Source organism: Pseudomonas helleri (assembly GCF_045830615.1).
In the GTDB taxonomy this organism is placed as follows: Bacteria; Pseudomonadota; Gammaproteobacteria; order Pseudomonadales; family Pseudomonadaceae; genus Aquipseudomonas; species Aquipseudomonas helleri.
Map to the genome: position 1 here is coordinate 796,409 of NZ_CP174501.1, position 19,955 is coordinate 816,363.

A 19,955-nucleotide genomic window follows, 5' to 3' on the forward strand; every position below is an offset into this window, starting at 1 on the left:
TACATCATTTTCTATACGCTTGAAACTCTCGAAACCGCCCGCATCTACTAAGGTATCTGGCAGGTTTCTTCATTCAGGAGTTTCCATCCCTCCGGCCTGCTCATAAGGAAGGTGACGAATGCGTATAGATAGATTAACCAGCAAGTTGCAATTGGCGTTGTCCGATGCCCAGTCATTGGCCGTTGGTCATGACCATCCGGCTATTGAGCCTGTGCACTTGATGCAAGCATTGTTGGAACAGCAGGGCGGTTCGATCAAGCCGCTGCTGATGCAAGTCGGTTTTGATGTAAACAGCCTGCGCAAAGAGCTGACCAAAGAGCTCGACCAACTGCCAAAAATTCAGAATCCAACCGGCGACGTGAATATGTCGCAGGACTTGGCGCGTCTGTTGAATCAGGCAGATCGTCTGGCGCAGCAAAAAGGCGATCAGTACATCACCAGCGAGCTGGTCGTGCTGGCCGCGATGGACGACAACAACAAGTTGGGTAAATTGTTGTTGAGCCAGGGCGTAACCAAAAAAGCCCTGGAAAACGCCATCAACAACCTGCGTGGCGGCGAAGCGGTCAACGATCCAAACGCTGAAGAGTCGCGTCAGGCGCTGGATAAATACACCATCGACCTGACCAAGCGTGCGGAAGACGGCAAGCTCGACCCGGTGATTGGCCGTGACGATGAGATTCGTCGCACCATTCAGGTCTTGCAACGCCGGACCAAAAACAACCCGGTACTGATCGGTGAGCCTGGCGTGGGTAAAACCGCGATTGCTGAAGGTTTGGCGCAGCGGATCATCAATGGCGAAGTGCCGGATGGTCTTAAAGGCAAGCGCCTGCTGTCGCTGGACATCGGCGCGCTGATTGCCGGTGCCAAGTTCCGTGGCGAATTCGAAGAGCGTCTGAAAGCAGTGCTCAACGAGCTCTCGAAACAGGAAGGGCAAGTCATCCTGTTTATCGACGAACTGCACGTCATGGTCGGTGCCGGTAAAGGCGAGGGCGCCATGGATGCGGGCAACATGCTCAAGCCAGCGCTGGCCCGGGGCGAACTGCATTGCGTCGGTGCGACCACGCTCAACGAGTACCGCCAATATATAGAGAAGGACGCAGCGCTTGAGCGTCGCTTCCAGAAAGTATTGGTCGATGAGCCAAGTGAAGAAGACACCATCGCGATTCTGCGGGGGCTGAAAGAGCGCTATGAAGTGCACCACAAGGTGGCGATCACCGACGGTGCGATCATTGCGGCGGTCAAACTCAGCCATCGCTACATCACTGATCGGCAGTTGCCTGACAAGGCAATCGACCTGATGGACGAAGCGGCCAGCCGCATCCGCATGGAGATCGACTCCAAGCCTGAAGTGCTGGACCGTCTTGAGCGCCGCTTGATTCAACTAAAGGTTGAAGCCCAGGCGCTGAAGAAAGAAGAAGATGAGGCGGCGAAAAAACGTCTCGAGAAACTGCAGGAAGAAATCGAGCGCCATGAGCGTGAGTATTCTGACCTGGAAGAAATCTGGACCTCGGAAAAAGCCGAAGTGCAGGGTTCTGCCCAGATCCAGCAGAAAATCGAGCAGGCTCGCCAAGAGCTGGAAGTGGCACGCCGCGGTGGCAATCTTAACCGCATGGCCGAGTTGCAGTACGGGATCATCCCTGACCTGGAACGCAGCCTGCAGATGGTCGACGAGCACAGCAACCAGACTGAGAACCAGTTGTTGCGCAGCAAAGTGACCGAAGAAGAAATCGCTGAAGTCGTCTCGAAGTGGACCGGTATCCCCGTGTCGAAAATGCTCGAAGGCGAACGCGAAAAACTCATGAACATGGAAAACCTGTTGCATGAGCGCGTGATTGGTCAGGACGAGGCCGTGGTGGCCGTGGCGAACGCGGTACGTCGTTCGCGGGCTGGCTTGAGTGACCCGAACCGTCCAAGCGGCTCGTTCATGTTCCTGGGCCCAACCGGTGTCGGTAAAACCGAGTTGTGCAAGGCGCTGGCCGAGTTCCTCTTTGATACTGAAGAGGCAATGGTACGGATCGACATGTCCGAGTTCATGGAGAAACATTCCGTGGCCCGACTGATCGGTGCGCCACCAGGGTATGTGGGTTACGAAGAAGGCGGTTACCTGACCGAAGCAGTACGGCGCAAGCCTTACTCGGTGGTGCTGCTGGATGAAGTCGAGAAGGCGCACCCGGATGTGTTCAACGTGCTGCTGCAAGTGCTTGAAGACGGTCGCCTGACTGACAGTCATGGCCGTACGGTGGATTTCCGCAATACGGTGATCGTGATGACCTCCAACCTGGGCTCTGCTCAGATCCAGGAACTGGTCGGTGATCGTGAAGCCCAACGGGCTGCGGTGATGGATGCGGTGAGTACGCACTTCCGTCCGGAGTTTGTGAACCGGATCGACGAAGTGGTGATCTTCGAGCCTCTGGCACGTGATCAGATCGCGGGCATTGCCGAGATCCAGCTGGGTCGTCTGCGCAGCCGTCTGGCTGAGCGTGACCTGACGCTGGAACTGAACCAGGATGCCTTGGACAAGTTGATCGCTGTGGGTTACGACCCGGTGTATGGCGCACGGCCACTCAAACGTGCGATTCAGCGCTGGATCGAAAACCCGCTGGCACAACTGATTCTTTCGGGTCAGTTCTTGCCAGGCACCACGGTAGTGGCCAGTGTGAAAGACGACGAAATCGTCTTCGCATAAGGCTCAAGGCCCGTGTTTTAAGGAAGGCCTCACTGAGTGAGGCCTTTTTTTACTTAGGGTGTTGATCTGTAAGGAAAACGCTTGTAAGATGCGCCCCGCAGTAAGTCACCCGCAACGGCAACTTGGCCCAAACCAAGAAGCCCATTAGAAGACCTAAATCATTGTCTTCTAAGGAAAAAAAAGGGTTGACAAGGGTTTGAAAGGTTGTAAAATGGCCCGCCTCAGAGACGCCAACGCAGCGATGCGAAGAAGTCAAAGAGAGCTGCAAAGATGTAAAGCAGTAACGTTGTAAATTGAAACAAATAGTTCCGCGATAGCTCAGTTGGTAGAGCAAATGACTGTTAATCATTGGGTCCCTGGTTCGAGTCCAGGTCGTGGAGCCAGTTTCAAGCCGGGGTATAGCGCAGTCCGGTAGCGCGCCTGCTTTGGGAGCAGGATGTCAGGAGTTCGAATCCCCTTACCCCGACCATTTTTGGGTCGTTAGCTCAGTTGGTAGAGCAGTTGGCTTTTAACCAATTGGTCGTAGGTTCGAATCCCACACGACCCACCATTTTTGGCTCCAGTTCGCTGGAGCTAGATCTTAAGATCAGAGGCCAAAAGCGCTGATCGAAGAAGGCGCCTCTTGAAGGTGCCTTTTTTTTACCGGGGTATAGCGCAGTCCGGTAGCGCGCCTGCTTTGGGAGCAGGATGTCAGGAGTTCGAATCCCCTTACCCCGACCATTTTCTGCCCGGCAGTAATGGGTGTGAAAAATCAGGCACTGATGCCAATCGCATCAGAGGCCATAAAAAAAGCGTCCTTCGGGACGCTTTTTTTATGCCTGTAGAAAACCCGGTTCCCCGCGACCTTGTAGTCGCTGCCGCAGGCTGCGATAAGGCCCGAAGGGCCTTCGGTTTTAAGCAGGACCGCGATGCGGTCCATCGCAGCCTTTGGCAGCGACTACAGGCCCATCACGCCTTCGCGGCCTTGGCGTCGGCGTCCTGCAGATCTTGCAATGCCGCTGAATATTGATCGGCCTCGGCTTTTGGCACCATCTGCCATGACGGTTTGCGCACCGCATAGAAGATGAACGGCGGCACGCCAGCAATCACCAGTCCGATCAACAAGACCCCTGCGTACTCGAAAAACGGCATGCTGCTGAAGTTATTCGGTGGGATAAAGCCGAACACCAACGCCACGCACGTCGAGAACAGCCCCAGGTAGCACCAGCCATGCAGCCCTTTAAGAACATAGCCGCGTTTAACGTTGGGCTGAGTTTTACGCAGCTTCATGGCGGAGAGGAACATAAACACATAAATAATCAGGTACATCAGCGCCGCCATCGCACTGATCATCCAAAACGCATCGGACACGTTGTCGATAAAGATGTAAATCGTTGAGAGCAACGTGACGATCACGGCCTGCAGGTACAAAATATTTTTCTGTACGCCTTTTTTGTTCACTTCTTGCAGCACAGGCGGGAGCATCCCGGCCTTGCCCACAAACAACAGACCCGTCGAAGGCCCTGCCGTCCAGGCCAGTACTCCGCCCAACGCCCCGATAATCAGCAAAATTGCCATGATCGGCGTCGCCCACGGCATGTTGAACCCTGCAAAGAAAGCGGCATAGGCCTGAATCACACCGGCTGTGAGGCTGGTTGAGTCAGCCGGTACCACCAGCGAAATCGCCACGGTCGGCGGGATGAACACCAGCAGGATCATAAAGAACGCCAAAAGAATCGCACGCGGCATTTCTTTTTGCGGGTTACGCAATTCGCGGGCGTGGATGGCGTTCATTTCGATACCGGCAAACGCCAAAAAGTTACTCACAATCAACACCAGGCCGGTAATCACCCCGGTGAATTCGCGCCACAAGTCCGAGTGCAGGTTGTGCGGGCCTGCCTTAACCGTGGTGGAAGTGTCGAAAATGGCCGGGATCAGCGCGTCCAGGGTTAATGGCGCCGCAGACTTGTGCCCCAGTACCAGCCAGGCCACGCCCAGCAATACCAGCACGGCAGCAGGCAGGGCCGTGCCCAGCAACATGAACCAGGACGTCAGCTTGGACAGCGCACCCAGGCCGTTAAGCGCGACAAACGTTGATAACCAATACAACACGATGATCACCGCCGCCGTGAACACCCCGCTTTTGGCCAGGTCCGGGTTAATCAAGTAAGCCATGGTACTGGCTGCAAATCCGAGCACGATGGGGTACCACACCACCACCTGCACCCACATGAACCACATGATAAAAAAGCCCGGACGGTCGCCGTACGCCTGCCTCACCCAGCCGTAAATCCCGCCGTTCCAGCCGGTGCCCAGTTCAGAGGCCACCAGTGACACGGGGATGAAGAACAGCAGGGCCGGAATCACATACAGAAAAATAGAGCCCAGGCCATAAACGGCCATGGTCGGTAGTGAACGGATACTGGCAACAGCGGCCACCATCATGAAACAGATGGTGAGCCATGACATGTAAGTTTTTGCTTTGCTGGTCGTAGCCATTTGCGCCTCCCTTAATCTTCCTGATCAGTGCAGCAAGCTCAGATTGAGCGTGCGGCTGAGATATTCAGCGGCCAATTGGCCGCGAACGCTGTTGCCTGCTACATCCAGTGGCGGGGCAAAGGCGGCGATGGCGCACACCCCCGGTACAACGGCCAGAATCCCGCCGCCAACACCGCTTTTGCCGGGTAAACCGACTTTGTAGTACCAGTCGCCGGTGGTGTCATAAAGGCCATTTAAGGTCATTTCGGACAGTATCGGCGCTACGTTTTTGGCCTCTACCACGCGTTTTCCGGTGAGCGGATTGACCCCGCCATTAGCCAGGGTCACGCCCATCGTGACCAGGTCCTGGCAGGTGATCGACACCGAACATTGGCGGGTATACACGGCGCAAACTTCCATCGGATCGGCGTACATGTAGCCGTAACTTTGCAGCAGCCAGGCGATGCCGCGATTGTGCTGATTGCTGGCAGCTTCGGACTTGTACACCTCTTCGTTGACGCTTAACTCGCGCCCGGCAAAGGCGTTGTAAGTGGCCTGGATTTTCTCCCAGCGCACTTGCGGGTTTTCGGCCTTGATCAAGCTGACGGTGGCCATGGCGCCGGCGTTTACAAACGGGTTGAGTGGTCGGCCTTTGTGCAATTCCAGGGCGACCACCGAGTTAAAAGGTTCGCCGGTCGGGTCACAGCCAATCTTGCTGCGCAACGTTTGCGGGCTGTATTCGTCGAGCACATGGGCGAGGGTGAAGACTTTGGAAATCGACTCGATGGCGAACTCGTAATCGGTGTCTCCGACCTCGGCATGGGTGCCGTCGCAGAACATGATGCTGATGCCGAACAACTGCGAAGGGACAGACGCCAGATAGGGGATGTAACTGGCGTTTTTACCGTGGTGGTTGCTGGCGAAGCGTTTCAAGGCTTCCTCCAGGGCCTGTGTGACGGTGGCGTCGGCAGTCGTGACTTTTCGCTTCATTACGCTCGCTCCGTGAGTTCAGTACAGGAACGAAGACTATAGATCGGAAAAAAAGCGTTGATCGTAAATCGAACAGCAAACTTCAAATGCTTAGCTAAGCTGCATGGGTCGATGCTGAGCCGGTGGCAAGCGGTAGGTTCAGTTGTGTTGCTTATTACTCAAGGAGAGTTTTCATGGCACTGCACCGCGTCAAGCGTCACTCTGCGACTGACCCTATTTTTGGTTCATCGACTTTGGATCATGCCGCCGCGATCAAGCGCTTCCCGGAGTCGGAGCAGGTCGCAAGCGAGGTTTTCCAGTTGGTCCACGACGAGTTGTATCTGGACGGCAACTCCCGACAGAACCTCGCCACTTTCTGCCAAACCTGGGCAGAAGACGAAGTGCACCGGCTTATGGATCTGTCGATCGACAAAAACATGATCGACAAAGACGAGTATCCGCAATCGGCGGAGCTTGAGAGCCGTTGCATCCATATGCTGGCCGACTTATGGCATTCCCCTGATGCGGCGAGCACCTTGGGCACCTCCACCGTGGGTTCCAGCGAAGCTTGCATGCTCGGCGGTCTGGCTGCGCTGTGGCGCTGGCGTGCTGCACGTAAAGCCGCTGGCAAATCGACTGCCACCCCGAACATGGTCTGCGGGCCGGTGCAGGTGTGCTGGCATAAGTTTGCCCGTTATTGGGACGTAGAAATCCGCGAAGTGCCGATGTCCGAAGGCCACTGGTTCATGACCCCGGAAGACCTCGACGGCCGGGTCGATGAGAACACCATCGTGGTGGTGCCGACGTTTGGCCAAACCTTTACCGGCTTGTACGAGACGGTCCAACCGTTGTCAGACGCCCTCGATGAGCTGGAAAAACGCACCGGCCTGAGCGTTGATATTCACGTCGACGGTGCCAGCGGCGCATTTTTGGCCCCGTTCTGTGCACCTGAAGTGCTGTGGGATTTCCGTGTTGCCCGGGTCAAATCCATCAGCACCTCCGGCCACAAATTCGGCCTGGCGCCATTGGGTGCAGGCTGGGTGGTCTGGCGCGATGCGCAAGACCTGCCAGAAGGGTTGATCTTCCACGTGAACTACCTGGGCGGCGACATGCCGACGTTCGCCCTGAACTTCTCGCGCCCGGCCGGGCAGATTATTTCCCAGTACTACAACTTCTTGCGTCTGGGGCGTGAGGGCTACGAGCGTATTCACTCGGAATGCTATGCCACGGCGCAGTACCTGGCACGTGAACTGGTCAAGATCGGGCCGTTTGAAATGCTCTTCAGTGGCGACCCCAAGCTCGGGATCCCGGCACTGACCTGGCGTTTGAAGCCGGGCGCCGACACCAATTACACCCTGTATGACCTGGCTGACCGGTTGCGTATTCGTGGCTGGCTGGTGCCCGCGTACAGCCTGCCGGCGAATGTTGAAGACGTCGTGGTGCAGCGGATTCTGGTCAGACAAGGCCTGTCGATCGACATGGCCAAGCTGCTGCTGGAAGACTTTGCGCGCAACGTGAAGTTTTTTGAAGACCACAAACCTCACGGCTTTAAAGGCCGTGAGGCGGAAGCGGGGAACCACGCAGGGCGTTGAAACCTGTGGTCGCTGTCCAGGCATGAGGCCGCGCCTCGTGCCTCGTCAGCGGCTACGGTTAATGCAGTTTCAGGCGCGGCTCGGTGCCGCGTCCGATTCTGCTGCCCAGCATCAGCATCAACGTACGGAACGTGCCATACAGCGCCATCTGGTGCATGCGGTACAGCGAAATGTAGAACATCCGCGCCAACCAGCCTTCCAGCATCACGGTGCCCATCAGGCTGCCCATCAAGTTACCCACCGCCGAAAAACTCGACAGCGAGATCAACGAGCCGTAATCGCGGTAGTGGTAGTCCGGCAATTGCGTTTTACCTTCCAGGCGCAGCTTCAGCGATTTGGCCAGCAACGAAGCCTGCTGGTGAGCTGCTTGCGCGCGCGGTGGCACCATCTTGTCGGTGCCCGGTTGCGGGCAGGCCGCGCAATCACCAAAGGCGAAAATGTTCTCGTCGCGAGTGGTTTGCAGGGTGGGGAGGACCACCAGTTGGTTGATCCGGTTGGTCTCAAGACCCGCCAGATCCTTGAGAAAGCCCGGCGCACGAATACCGGCTGCCCAGACTTTCAGGCTCGCAGGAATCACTTGCCCATCGGCAGTCACCAAACTGTCTGCGGTCACTTCGCTGACGGCCGAGTTGGTCAGCACCTTGACCCCAAGTTTCTCCAGGGTTTTATGCACAGGCCCGCCAATACGCTCAGGCAGTGCAGGCAACACCCGTGGCCCGGCTTCGATCAGGGTGATGTGCATGTTTTCTGGCTTGATGCGATCCAGGCCGTACGCTGCCAGTTCGTGCGCTGCGTTATGCAGCTCTGCGGCCAGTTCGACCCCGGTCGCACCGGCGCCAACGATGGCCACGCTGATGGTTTCGACGGCGTCGGTTTGCCCGGCATGGGCGCGCAGATAGTGGTTGAGCAATTGCTGATGGAAGCGTTCGGCCTGCTTGCGGGTATCCAGAAACAGGCAGTGTTCAGCCGCGCCCTTGGTGCCGAAATCGTTGGTGGTGCTGCCCACGGCAATCACCAGCGTGTCGTAGCTCAACTCGCGCGCAGGCACCAGCTCTTGCCCGTTTTCGTCGAGGGTCGCCGACAATGAGATCTTTTTCAGCTCACGGTCCAACCCGCTCATGCGCCCCAGCTGGAATTCGAAGTGATTCCATTTGGCTTGGGCCACATAGTTGAGTTCGTCTTCCGATGAGTTCAGCGAGCCGGCGGCGACTTCATGCAGCAGCGGTTTCCAGATATGGGTCAGGTTGGCGTCCACCAGCGTGACGCTGGCTTTGCCGCGCTTGCCCAGGCTCTTGCCCAGGCGGGTCGCCAACTCCAGACCGCCAGCGCCGCCGCCGACGATAACAATACGATGGGTCATAGGTATCACTCACAAGGCTTAAAAAAATCGGTGCGCGGGTTATCCGGGCGAGCGCAAAGCAGCTCAAAGCGCGGGACAACCTTGAATTCGGTGTGCAACGGGTCATCTGGGTTATGGGACCAGGCATAAAGAGTGCCCCGTCAGATAGACGTTGCAGGGTGTGACAAAGCTACAGCATTAGCGCTATCAGGATCAAAGCCAGCATAACGGTTGCAGCTCAACGGCTCGACTCTCAGTTTGTCGTGTAGACGAACGAGGGTGTTTTCAATTAACCGCTTTGGGCTCACAAACTGATCCCGACATCGAAAATAATGCTGCGGCCCAGATTGTTGCGCAGAAAATCTGGCGCATCCGGTTGGGCGAACAATACTCGGGCAAAGGTCGGTCCCACCAGTGAAAGCGAGCGCCAGCCCTGGCGCAAATACTCGGTGGGCGGCGGGAAATGACTGTTCAGGTCCAGCACCTCACGTTTGAGGCTGGAAAAAGCGACGATATCCAATTGGCCCAAGTCGATGTCGCGCTCTTGGTAGTTCTTGGCTTTTTTGTGCAGCGTGGGGCCCAGACGTTGCAACAGCTTGCTGGCCGGGATCCGCTTGGGCCGCGCTTCGCGGCGCACCAGTTGGCTCAAGGAGTAAGCGCTGCGACGGCGCTGGAGTTCTTCGCGCCATTCATCGTTGAGACGGCGGCCTTCATCGAGCACAAAAAACACCTCAAAACGGGCCTCACCAAACAATACGTCGGGCGGTTCCTGGCTGGCTTGAGTGAAGTCCTCGGTGTGGTAGGCAATATTCAAGCCCTGAAGCAGCCGTTGGCATACCCAACGCTCACGCTCCCATTTGCGGGCATTGGATAAAAAGGCATTGGCTTGTTCGGCCTGACTCGTAAGCAGGCGCAAGTAATCAGAGTCGTCCATGCACGCAGCTTAGCCTTGAAACAGGTGTAACTGAAAGTGTGGGGGTGGAACGTTCAATTGCACCCCCCCACAGGCTTCACGATTAATGCAGACGTGTTGGCAAGTCTTCTGAAAACAACTCGTCTTCAGCGTCCGGGGCCACCGGGATCTTGTGTTCTTCGCTGGCCCAGGCGCCCAGGTCGATGAGTTTGCAACGGTCCGAACAGAACGGCCGGAAGGCATTGGTGGTTGTCCATTGCACTGCGACGCCGCACGTCGGGCAGTCTACGGTCATTGGGGGTTTGGTCATGGTTGGCCTCCATGCAGAGTTAAATAAAAGTGATGCAAGCGCTCAACTTCGGACTTGAGCGCGTTGAGGTCGGTGTCGTTGACCAGCACGTCATCAGCATGGCGCAGGCGCTCTTCGCGGCTGGCTTGGGCCTTGAGGATAGCCTGCACTTGCTCTTCGCTGGTGTTGTCGCGCAACAACGTGCGCTGAATTTGCAGGGCTTGCGGGGCGTCGATCACCAGAACGCGTTGGGTGGTCTTGTGTTGCCCGGCCTCAATCAACAGCGGCGACACCAAAATGGCGTAGGGCGATTGAGCCTGGGCCAGGTTTTGCGCGATCTCTTCACGCACCAGCGGGTGCAGCAGGGCTTCGAGCCACTGGCGCTCCTGCGGGTCGCTGAAAATCAGGCTGCGCAGCGCGCTGCGATTGAGCTGCCCGTCGGCCTGCAGCACGTCATCGCCAAAGTGCTCAGCGATTTGCGCCAGTGCCGGGCGTCCGGGTTCGACCACCCAGCGCGCCGCATGATCGGCGTCGACTACGTGCACGCCCAACGAGGCAAAGTGCTCGGCGGCGGCACTTTTGCCGCTGCCGATGCCGCCGGTGAGGCCGAGAATCCAGGGTTTGGAAGAGGGGGTATTCATTTCAAACCGAAATCTGCCAATAGAAGTCGGCCATTTGACCACCCCAGAGCAATGCAATCCAGCCAGCAATTGCCAGATACGGTGCAAACGGGATGGGCGTTGAGGCCTGCGCCCGGCGCATAGCCAACAGCGCCAGCCCCACCAAAGCGCCCAGCAGCGATGACAGCACAATCGTCAGCGGCACAATCGCCATGCCGCCCCAGGCCCCGAACAGCGCCAGCAACTTGAAGTCGCCATAGCCCATGCCGTCCTTGCCGGTGAGCAGCTTGAACAGCCAAAAAATCGACCACAGGCTCAGATACCCCAGCGCCGCGCCCCATACAGCCTGGGTCAGGCCGGTAAAGGTCTCGAAGGTGTTAAGCAGCAAACCCAGCCACATCAGGGGCAACACCAGCACGTCCGGGACAATTTGATGCTTTAGATCGATCAGGCAAATACCCAGCAGGCCCCAGGTCAACAGCAGCATCCAGCCTGCTTGCGGGGTCAGCCCGAAATGCCATGCGACCACGCCCGACAAGACCGCGCAGGTCAACTCGGTGAGGGGGTAACGCAGGCTGATGGCGGTTTTGCACTGCGAGCATTTGCCGCGCAGCACCAGGTAACTCAGCAGCGGAATGTTCTCCCAGGCGCGCAAAGGGTGCTGGCAGTGCGGGCAATGGGAGCGCGGCAGCATCAAGTTATACACAGGGCCTTTGGCCGGGGCGGGCAGGCCAAGCAGTTCGCGGGCCTGCGTCTGCCAGTCCTGCTCAAGCATCTTGGGCAACCGCCACGCCAGCACATTGATAAAACTGCCCACCAGCAGGCCAAGCACCAGGGCGCAGGCAATAAAGGCGCCGGGAGACAGGGTGAAAACATCGATCGTGCTCAAATGACATGGCCCAGTTTGAAAATCGGTAAATACATGGCGATCACCAGCCCGCCCACCAAAACGCCGAGAACCGTCATGATCAGCGGCTCCATCAACGTTGTCAGGTTGTCGACCACACTGTCGACCTCGCTCTCATAATAGGTGGCGACGTGATTGAGCATGTCATCCAATGTGCCGGATTCTTCGCCAATTGCTGTCATCTGAATCGCCATGCCCGGAAATAAGCCCGTCGCGCCCATGGCCACATGAATTTGGCTACCGGTTGCCACGTGCTGCTGGAGCCTGAGCACCGCCTCTTTGTACACGTGATTGCCCGTCGCACCAGCAACGGCGCGCAAGGCCTCGAGCAGCGGAACACCGGCCGCCAGGGTGGTGGCCAGCGTGCGGGCAAAGTGGGCGATGGCTGACAACCGCAGCAAGCTGCCGATAACTGGCAGTTTCAGCAGCCATCGATCAACCCGCTGGCGCAGGGCTTCAGAGCGTTTATAGCGATGGCCAAGCGCGAAAAAAATCAGGCAGCCACCGCCAAACAGCCAAGCGCCGTGTTGCGTCAGCATTTCGGATAAAGCGATCACCGCCAGGGTGAAGGCGGGCAATTGGGCATCAAAAGAACTGAACACGCCTTGAAACTGCGGTACCACCTTTATCAACAGAATGGCGCTGACCACCAGTGCCACCAGCACCACGGCGCTGGGGTAGGTCATGGCCTTTTTGATCTTCTTTTTCAGGGCTTCGGTTTTTTCTTTGTAGGCCGCCACCCGTTGCAGCACGACATCCAGAGCACCGGCCTGCTCGCCTGCGTCGACAAGATTGCAAAACAGCGCATCGAAATGCGCCGGTTTTTTGCGCAGCGCCGTGGCCAGGTTGATGCCCGCGCTGATGTCCTGCTTCAGCTCGCCGACCAATTGGCGCATGGTCATGTGCTCGAAGCCTTTGGCGATGACCTCAAGGGCTTGCAGCAGCGGGATGCCCGCTTTGATCAGCGTGGCCAGTTGGCGGGTAAACAGTGAGATCTCCAGCGCAGTGATCGATTTGCCCCTGCGCGGCTCGCGGTCACTATGACGGCGGATTTTACCTGCGGTAATACCTTGGCGGCGTAGCTGAACGCGGATCATGGCCAAGCTTTGGGCACTGGTTTCGCCGCTCACAGGGGTGCCCTTGAGGTCGGTGCCTTCCCAACGGTACACCGCGGTTTTAACTGGCTGTGTTGCCATGCATTCATCCTTGAAGAGCGGCTTGCCCTGTTGGGCTGTGAGTCTGAAGGCTAGATGCGCGGGGCGCTGAGCGACTCACTGGAGCGTGTCCAAAGGTGTCTGCCATGCAGTGAGGGAGCATCCGCCCGCTAACCTTGATAGCCTGTGCGCACTTTTTTGCAGGCTTGGCACGGTTATGGCGTTTGGCCGCTGGGCCGCGTCCCACGTTTGGAGACTTTTTGTGAAACAACAACAACTCGGCATCACCCTGATCGAAATGATGATCGTGGTTGCGATCATCGGCTTGATCGCCTCGTTCGCGTTACCGGCTTACCACGAGCACACCATGAAGGCCCGCTTCGCTGAACTGAACTCCATCAGCAATACGTACAAGACGGCAGTGGCCCTGTGCTACAGCGAGAGCAATGACTTGAGCGTTTGCGACGCCGGCAGCCATGGCATTCCTGGCCCGGCCGATCCGACGGACAACCTGGCGGCTGGCATGACCGTGATTGACGGCGTGATCACCATGACCGGCACTGAGGCCGCGGGTGGCTGGACCAGCGTCATGACCCCATCGCTGAGCAGCTCGGGTGGCACACTGGTGTGGAGCCAAAGTGGTACATGCCTGGAGAAGGGGGCGTGCAAGTAGCGGGTAAATCTGTGGGGTGCAGCCCGGACATTGACGTCCGAAAATGGCGAGAACCGCTAAAAAACCGGTGCTATTCTGCGGCTCATGAACACACAAGACAGCCTTCCCGCACCCAGCACCGCCGCCTGTGAAATCGCCCGCTTAAGCCGCGATGCGCGGTTTGACGGGGTGTTTTTTACCGCGGTTCTCAGCACGCGAATCTATTGCCGCCCGGTATGCCCGGCGCGGCCGCCCAAAGCCGAGAATGTGGTCTATTACCCCAGCGCTGCCGCTGCCCAGGCCCAAGGTTTTCGCCCGTGCTTGCGCTGTCGGCCGGAGTTGGCGCCGGGTAACCAGTTGTGGCTGCACGGCGAGCATTTGGTGACGCGGGCACTCAAGCTCATTAATGAAGGCTATCTGGCCGACCACTCGCTGGAGGCGCTGGCCGAGCGCATGCACATTGGCGCCCGGCAATTGCGCCGTTTGTTCGTCCAGCATTTGGGCGCGCCGCCGATGGCGGTGCATGCCACCCAGCGGTTGCTGTTCGCCAAGCAACTGCTGACCGAGACCGACCTGTCCATTACCGAAGTGGCCATGGCATCGGGTTTTCGCAGCCTGCGCCGTTTCAATGCGGCGTTTGCCGAAGCCAACCATGCCGAGCCAAGGGCGTTCAGGCGTAGCCCTAAAACCCGTGCTGACAAGGCCTTGGTACTGCGTCTGGGCTTTCGCCCGCCGTACGATTTTCAAGCGTTGCTGAGCTTTTTACAGACTCGGGCTTTGCCGGGCATCGAGCAGGTGGATGCACAGAGTTATCAGCGAGTAGTGGGCGATCCGGCGGCGCCGGGCTGGCTGCGGGTCAGCGCCTGGCCCGGCGAACAACATGCGTTACAACTCGAGCTATTGAATGTGCCGCCGAGTCAGATGCTCAGCGTGGTCACGCGAATTCGCCGCATGTTTGACCTCGACGCCGACCCGCTCGCTATCGCCCGAACCTTGAGTGCCAGCCCGCTGCTGGCGCCGGTCATCGAGCGTTACCCCGGCTTGCGGTTGCCGGGTGGTTGGGACGGTTTTGAGGTGGCGGTACGCGCCGTGTTGGGGCAGCAAGTCAGCGTGGCTGCGGCGCGCACACTCGCCAGTCGCATCGTGCAGCGCTACGGCATTGCGATTGAGCCGGTTGCTGGGGCTGATTTGAACCGTCTGTTTCCCGGCCCCGAGCAATTGGCGGACGCCGACATGGGCCAAATGGGCATTACCCAGGCCCGCATCAACACCATTCAAGGCATTGCCCGCGCCTTGCTTGACGGGCGAGTCGACTTTGCCCTTGAACAACCGTTGCAGCACTTTATCAACCGCTGGGTGCAGCTACCGGGCATTGGCGAATGGACCGCGCATTACATCGCCATGCGCGTGCTTAAACACCCCGATGCGTTCCCGGCGGCGGACTTGATCCTGCGCCGTGAGGCCAACCCGCTGGGCGAGCCGGTGAGCACCAAAGCGTTGCAAACCCTGGCCGAAAGCTGGCGCCCATGGCGTGCTTACTCAGTGATGTATTTATGGCGTGCAGCCACCGATTCGGCTGCGGCGCGCAAGGAGCCAACATGACCCAGGTGTATTACGACCAAATACCTTCACCGATTGGCCCGCTGTTTTTGGTGGCGGACGATGACGGCCTTCGCGAAGTCCGCTTTGAACTGGACCGCCGCCCGCACACGCCGCTGGACGGCTGGGAGCATGCGCCGCACAAACTGGCCGAAGTGCGCCGCCAACTGGACGAATATTTCGCGGGTGAGCGGTTGATTTTCGACCTGCCCCTCAAACCGCAGGGTACGGCGTTTCAGCAGTCGGTGTGGCAAGCCTTGACCACCATTGCGTACGCCAAGACCACCAGCTACGGGGAGATTTCCCGGCAGATCCAGCGACCCAAAGCCTCACGGGCGGTGGGTGCTGCCAATGGGCGTAACCCGATTCCGATCATCATCCCGTGCCATCGGGTGATCGGCAGCAACGGCACCCTGACCGGCTTTGGCGGCGGGTTGGCGGCCAAGCAATGGCTGCTTGAGCATGAAGAACGCAGCCAAGGGTTCTCGCTGGCGTAATGACTGTAGGAACGAGCTTGCTGGCGATCTTTTGAATGTTTAAAAGATCGCGAGACAAGCTCGCTCCTACAGGAGAGGGTGGTTAGATGCTTAAACGCATCGACAGGTCCACCGCTTTGACATCTTTGGTCATGGCTCCGATCGAGATGTAGTCCACGCCGGTTTCGGCAATCGGGCGCAAGGTCGCGTCGTTGATCCCGCCGCTGGCTTCAAGCTTGGCCTGGCCCGCGTTGATGCGCACGGCTTCGCGCATGTCGTCCAGGCTCAGTTCGTCGAGCATGATGATGTCGGCACCCGCCGCTAGGGCCTCTTTGAGTTCGCTCAAGCTTTCGACTTCGATTTCCACCGGCTTGCCGGGCGCGATTTTGTGCGCGGCATTGATGGCTTCTGCAATGCCGCCACAGGCCGCAATGTGGTTTTCCTTTATCAAGAAGGCGTCGTACAAGCCAATGCGGTGGTTATGGCAGCCGCCACAAGTCACTGCGTACTTTTGCGCCAGACGCAGGCCCGGCAAGGTTTTGCGAGTGTCGAGCAGCTTGACTTGGGTGTCTGCGACTTTGTCGGCCAACGACTGCGCGTGGGTCGCAACGCCCGACAACATTTGCAGAAAGTTCAGGGCGCTGCGTTCACCGCTGAGCAACGAACGCGCAGGGCCTTCGAGGTGAAACAACACTTGGTTGGGGCTCACGCGCTCGCCGTCGACCACTTGCCAGTGCACGGCCACCCGCGGGTCAAGCTGGCGAAACACAGTGTCGACCCAGGCGGTGCCACTGATCACGGCTGCTTCACGGGTAATGATCGTCGCTTTGGCCAGGCGTTCGGCGGGTATCAGTTGTGCAGTGATGTCGCCGCTGCCCAAGTCTTCGGCTAACGCACGACGCACGTTGGCTTCGATTTCGGCAGTGAGGACGGCCAGTTGTAAATTCGGCATAACGCGCTCCACAAACAAAGTGCGTCGATTATATGACTATGCCGCTGCGGAACCCAAGGCGCATGCAGCGCAGGAATAACACGCTTAACTGTGCGGCTTTTGGCAGTTTCAGGATTAATTTGCCCGCTCGCTCATTGAAATGCCGAGTGTGACTGGTACAAGCGAGTTCTTTTACCGATAATCCGCCTTCTATTTGGCGTCATAGCTTTGACGCACTAAGTGATGTTCTGATTTCGACCTGCCGGCGAGTGTGCAAACACTTGCCGGTAACTGTCTGTGAGCGTCAGGCGTGACCCATGAGTCACGTGCATTTCACGGGGCAGCGAAACCATTACTGGAGGGCAGGATGCAAAATGACGGGAAAGTGGGGCCTGGCTACAGGACCTCTACGGAGTTGGCGATGCATTCGCCGCTTACCCGCCTGCCTGTGATCCTGTTGCAGGTGCATGACAAGGCCGCCCAGCAACTGAAATACGAGCTGCAAGTGCTGTTCGACAATGCCGACGAAACCCTGTTTGCAATGGCCGACAAGGCCCGCAGTGACGCCGAGCAAAGCCTGTATTTTGAAGCCATGCGCGACGTGCGGCTCAAGCGTAAAAACATCGAACGTGGCTTTCTTGAACGACTTTTTTTCGCCTTCCTCAAACTGACCCAGCCAGATACCAGCGAAAGCGCCTTGCATGATCCTGTGCCGATACAGAGCGCCTTTTCATTGGTCATTGTCGATAGCGAGCGTGATCAAGCGATCAATGCGATGGTCACTCAAGTGCTGGCCCGGGATCAGCTGGACCTGTGCCACTTGACCACGCGCCTCAACACTTTGAGCTGGGTGACGCTCAATGAGCACACCAACCCGTTGGGGCCAGCGATGCTCTGCGAGTACTTCTTGCAGGCTGAACGCGACCAGGGCGTTGATCTCAAGGTCAAACTGATCATGTTGCAGCTCTTCGAAAAGTACCTGCTCAGCCAGACCTCACGCCTGTACGCCGATGCCAACCAATTGCTGGTGGCCACGGGCGTGCTGCCCGAGATCTCGACCGGGATCGCCTGCTGCAGCTCAAGCAAGGCCGGGCACCAGCACGAGTCGGTTGTGGCGGGCGAAGACGTGAACCAGTTGGTCGGCAAGCTGTTTGACTATATAAGCAGGGACCGCAACCTCGCGCCGCCGTTGAAAAAGCTCATGGGCCAGTTGCAAGAGCCCATGCTCAAGATCGCACAGCTCGATCCGCACTTCTTCAGCAGCGACAGCCATCCGGCCCGTAGCCTGTTGAACGTGATGGCCGATGCGGCGGTTGGCTGGGATGACAGCGTTGGCGTGCGCAACGAGCCGCTGTACCGCGAAATCGAACAGCTGTTGAAGCAACTGGCGCGTTGCCCCTGCGTTGACACGCCCGAGTTGCTGGAAGAGTTGCTGCATGACTTTTTGCGCTTTACTCACGCCGAACGCGGGCTGGTCGAGCAGCTTGAGCATCGCACCCGTGCCCATGAGCAGTTGCAGGCACGCCGGTTGCGCCCGTTGGAGGCTGGCCTGCCGTCGGCGCTGGATGAGCAGGATCACTTGGGTTTGCTGCTGGTCAGCCAGCTACGTATTGGCACCTGGATCGAGCTGCAAACCAACTCGACCTGCCGCCAGCGCTGCAAACTGATTGCGATTATGGAGCCCGAAGGTCGGCACATTTTTGTCAATCGCAGTGGTGTGAAAGTGGTGGAAAAGAGTCGCATCGACTTGATCGGCCAACTGCGCAGCGGGACGATTTCGTTACTGGATGACCGCCCGTTGTTCGACCGCGCCCTGGCATCAATGATTGGCAGCCTGGGGCAATACAGCGCTCATTGATCCACAGCAGGCAGATTGCTCCCCATCGCCGCGTTCATCGCGGCATACTGGGCCTTTCGTTAGCGTCGTTGAGGAGCCTGTATGCAGCTGGACCCCGCAAGCGGTTGGTGCAAAGGCGTGCGCCATTGCCCGTCACCCAACTTCAATGCGCGCCCTGAGGGCGAGATCTCCCTGCTGGTTATCCACAACATCAGCTTGCCGCCGGGTCAGTTCGGGACGGGGAAAGTGCAGGAGTTTTTCCAGAATCAACTCGACTTCACTGAACATCCCTACTTTGAAGGCATCCAGAAGCTCACGGTCAGTGCGCATTTTCTGATTGAACGTGACGGCAAAATCACTCAGTTTGTCTCGTGTCTTGATCGCGCCTGGCACGCGGGTATTTCATCTTTCGAAGGGCGTGAGGGCTGCAATGATTTTTCTTTGGGTATCGAGCTGGAAGGCACCGATGAGCTGCCATTCACCGACGCGCAGTATGAGTCGCTGCTAGCCTTGACCCGGCAATTGCAAGCCGCCTACCCGGCGATCACCGCGCAGCGCATATGCGGTCACAGTGACATCGCACCGGGGCGCAAAACGGACCCGGGCCCGGCTTTTGAATGGATGCGCTTTCGTGACGCGTTGCGCCACACAGGAGATAAGCAATGAGTTTTGTGGTGTTACTGCTGGCGATTCTGGTCGAGAAGTTCTCGGCGCTGCGCCAGCGTTTGCAGTGTGATAGCGGCTGGTTGCGCGAACTGCACAAACTGGAGTCCAGCCCCAAACTGGTGAGTAGACCGTGGTGGGTGCTGGCCATTCTGATTCTGTTCCCGGTGCTGGTCCTGGGCTTGCTGTTGTGGGTGCTGGAGCCGGTGGCGTATGGCTTGCTGGTGTTGCCGGTGCACCTGTTGGTGCTGATTTACAGCTTGGGCCGGGGTGACCTGCTCGCGGGGCTGGGGCCGGTTCGCGATGCCTGGCGGCGCGGAGATCTGCAAGCCAGTGCACATGTGGCCGAGCGCGACATTGGCGTGCGTGCAGACAGCGGCGAGCAGTTGCTTGAGAAAGTGCAGAGCCATTTGCTGTGGCAGGCGTATCAGAGCTTTTTTGCGGTGATTTTTTGGTACTTCCTGCTGGGGCCGGTGGCGGCCTTGAGCTATCGCCTGCTGGCGCTGGCGGCCGAGCACAGTAAAAACCCTGAGCTGGTTGAGCGTGCCCAGCAACTGCGGCATGCCTTTGACTGGTTGCCGGTGCGTTTGCTGGCGGCGAGTTTTGCGCTGGTGGGCAACTTTGCCGCGGTCACCCGGGTGATGTTGCACGAACTGCTGAGCTGGGACATCAGCGCAGAACAACTGATCAACAAAGCCGGTTGCGCCGCTGCTGAAATCCCGGCGCCGCAAGTCGGCCCGGAAGGCGTCGCCAGCCTCGACACGTTGTGGGCCTTGCTGCTGCGTGCGGCGGTGCTGTGGTACACCGGCTTTGCGGTGTGGACGTTGTTGCTGTAAGCCGTGGCCAATTTTTCCCTCACCCCAACCCTCTC

17 protein-coding genes and 4 tRNA genes are annotated in these 19,955 nt (G+C 58.2%); 12 read left to right on the forward strand and 9 right to left on the reverse strand.

Annotated elements, in window-relative coordinates; genetic code table 11:
* Positions 1 to 118 precede the first annotated feature (118 nt).
* From clpB to ACJJU9_RS03750, 5 genes are all read left to right on the forward strand, one after another.
* The gene (gene clpB / locus ACJJU9_RS03730; RefSeq protein ID WP_123751296.1) at positions 119 to 2,686 is read left to right on the forward strand and encodes an ATP-dependent chaperone ClpB; all 2,568 of its coding nucleotides are present in this window, start codon (positions 119 to 121) and stop codon (positions 2,684 to 2,686) included.
* Positions 2,687 to 2,993: 307 nt separating this feature from the next.
* Positions 2,994 to 3,069: transfer RNA gene (locus ACJJU9_RS03735), tRNA-Asn, on the forward strand.
* 9 nt (positions 3,070 to 3,078) lie between these two features.
* A tRNA-Pro gene (locus ACJJU9_RS03740) sits at positions 3,079 to 3,155 on the forward strand.
* Positions 3,156 to 3,160: 5 nt separating this feature from the next.
* Positions 3,161 to 3,236 (forward strand) — tRNA-Lys (locus ACJJU9_RS03745).
* Between the two features lie 93 nt (positions 3,237 to 3,329).
* Positions 3,330 to 3,406, forward strand: a tRNA-Pro gene (locus tag ACJJU9_RS03750).
* 228 nt (positions 3,407 to 3,634) lie between these two features.
* Here the strand turns inward: ACJJU9_RS03750 and ACJJU9_RS03755 are convergent.
* Together ACJJU9_RS03755 and glsA are read right to left on the reverse strand one after the other, a co-directional pair.
* On the reverse strand, positions 3,635 to 5,164 hold the full coding sequence (locus tag ACJJU9_RS03755; protein WP_123751297.1) for an amino acid permease: 1,530 nt from the start codon (positions 5,162 to 5,164) through the stop codon (positions 3,635 to 3,637).
* A gap of 24 nt (positions 5,165 to 5,188) precedes the next feature.
* Positions 5,189 to 6,133 carry a glutaminase A gene (gene glsA / locus ACJJU9_RS03760; RefSeq protein WP_048367346.1) on the reverse strand — a complete coding sequence of 315 codons (945 nt, stop codon included), beginning with the start codon at positions 6,131 to 6,133 and terminating at the stop codon, positions 5,189 to 5,191.
* A gap of 173 nt (positions 6,134 to 6,306) precedes the next feature.
* On the opposite strand from glsA, the gene ACJJU9_RS03765 reads away from it, so the two are divergent.
* The gene (locus ACJJU9_RS03765; RefSeq protein WP_048367344.1) at positions 6,307 to 7,704 is read left to right on the forward strand and encodes a glutamate decarboxylase; all 1,398 of its coding nucleotides are present in this window, start codon (positions 6,307 to 6,309) and stop codon (positions 7,702 to 7,704) included.
* Positions 7,705 to 7,762: 58 nt separating this feature from the next.
* On the opposite strand, the gene ACJJU9_RS03770 is transcribed toward ACJJU9_RS03765, so the two are convergent.
* The 6 genes from ACJJU9_RS03770 to ACJJU9_RS03795 form a co-directional block, all read right to left on the reverse strand.
* Positions 7,763 to 9,064, reverse strand: coding sequence for an NAD(P)/FAD-dependent oxidoreductase (locus tag ACJJU9_RS03770; RefSeq protein WP_048388052.1), 1,302 nt, complete (start codon positions 9,062 to 9,064; stop codon positions 7,763 to 7,765).
* A gap of 283 nt (positions 9,065 to 9,347) precedes the next feature.
* Complete coding sequence (locus tag ACJJU9_RS03775) at positions 9,348 to 9,977, reverse strand: DUF1780 domain-containing protein (protein ID WP_048367338.1); 630 nt, start codon at positions 9,975 to 9,977, stop codon at positions 9,348 to 9,350.
* 82 nt (positions 9,978 to 10,059) lie between these two features.
* Entirely contained in the window at positions 10,060 to 10,266 is a 207-nt protein-coding gene (gene yacG / locus ACJJU9_RS03780) for a DNA gyrase inhibitor YacG (RefSeq protein WP_048367331.1), read from the reverse strand.
* Positions 10,263 to 10,886, reverse strand: a complete 624-nt coding sequence (gene coaE / locus ACJJU9_RS03785; protein ID WP_048388050.1) for a dephospho-CoA kinase — start codon at positions 10,884 to 10,886, stop codon at positions 10,263 to 10,265. The genes yacG and coaE overlap by 4 nt, the downstream gene beginning before the upstream one ends.
* A gap of 1 nt (position 10,887) precedes the next feature.
* Positions 10,888 to 11,754, reverse strand: a complete 867-nt coding sequence (locus ACJJU9_RS03790; RefSeq protein ID WP_407730085.1) for a prepilin peptidase — start codon at positions 11,752 to 11,754, stop codon at positions 10,888 to 10,890.
* Positions 11,751 to 12,968: a type II secretion system F family protein gene (locus tag ACJJU9_RS03795; protein WP_407730086.1), complete on the reverse strand. Its 1,218-nt coding sequence runs from the start codon at positions 12,966 to 12,968 to the stop codon at positions 11,751 to 11,753. The genes ACJJU9_RS03790 and ACJJU9_RS03795 overlap by 4 nt, the downstream gene beginning before the upstream one ends.
* A 220-nt stretch (positions 12,969 to 13,188) precedes the next feature.
* Here ACJJU9_RS03795 and ACJJU9_RS03800 point away from each other — a divergent pair, with 220 nt between their 5' ends.
* The 3 genes from ACJJU9_RS03800 to ACJJU9_RS03810 all read left to right on the forward strand — a co-directional run bounded on the left by ACJJU9_RS03800 (position 13,189) and on the right by ACJJU9_RS03810 (position 15,674).
* On the forward strand, positions 13,189 to 13,599 hold the full coding sequence (locus tag ACJJU9_RS03800) for a prepilin-type N-terminal cleavage/methylation domain-containing protein (RefSeq protein WP_227024818.1): 411 nt from the start codon (positions 13,189 to 13,191) through the stop codon (positions 13,597 to 13,599).
* A gap of 84 nt (positions 13,600 to 13,683) precedes the next feature.
* The gene (locus tag ACJJU9_RS03805; protein ID WP_407730087.1) at positions 13,684 to 15,180 is read left to right on the forward strand and encodes an AlkA N-terminal domain-containing protein; all 1,497 of its coding nucleotides are present in this window, start codon (positions 13,684 to 13,686) and stop codon (positions 15,178 to 15,180) included.
* Positions 15,177 to 15,674, forward strand: a complete 498-nt coding sequence (locus ACJJU9_RS03810; RefSeq protein WP_407730088.1) for a methylated-DNA--[protein]-cysteine S-methyltransferase — start codon at positions 15,177 to 15,179, stop codon at positions 15,672 to 15,674. The genes ACJJU9_RS03805 and ACJJU9_RS03810 overlap by 4 nt, the downstream gene beginning before the upstream one ends.
* An 82-nt stretch (positions 15,675 to 15,756) precedes the next feature.
* On the opposite strand, the gene nadC is transcribed toward ACJJU9_RS03810, so the two are convergent.
* Positions 15,757 to 16,605 carry a carboxylating nicotinate-nucleotide diphosphorylase gene (gene nadC / locus ACJJU9_RS03815; protein WP_353231516.1) on the reverse strand — a complete coding sequence of 283 codons (849 nt, stop codon included), beginning with the start codon at positions 16,603 to 16,605 and terminating at the stop codon, positions 15,757 to 15,759.
* A 400-nt stretch (positions 16,606 to 17,005) separates the two neighbouring features.
* On the opposite strand from nadC, the gene ACJJU9_RS03820 reads away from it, so the two are divergent.
* From ACJJU9_RS03820 to ampE, 3 genes are all read left to right on the forward strand, one after another.
* Positions 17,006 to 18,442, forward strand: a complete 1,437-nt coding sequence (locus tag ACJJU9_RS03820; protein ID WP_407730089.1) for a DUF1631 family protein — start codon at positions 17,006 to 17,008, stop codon at positions 18,440 to 18,442.
* Between the two features lie 81 nt (positions 18,443 to 18,523).
* On the forward strand, positions 18,524 to 19,087 hold the full coding sequence (gene ampD / locus ACJJU9_RS03825; protein WP_407730090.1) for a 1,6-anhydro-N-acetylmuramyl-L-alanine amidase AmpD: 564 nt from the start codon (positions 18,524 to 18,526) through the stop codon (positions 19,085 to 19,087).
* Positions 19,084 to 19,920 (forward strand): regulatory signaling modulator protein AmpE, encoded by an 837-nt coding sequence (gene ampE, locus ACJJU9_RS03830; RefSeq protein WP_407730091.1) that lies wholly within the window; start codon positions 19,084 to 19,086, stop codon positions 19,918 to 19,920. The genes ampD and ampE overlap by 4 nt, the downstream gene beginning before the upstream one ends.
* The last annotated feature ends 35 nt before the right edge of the window (positions 19,921 to 19,955 follow it).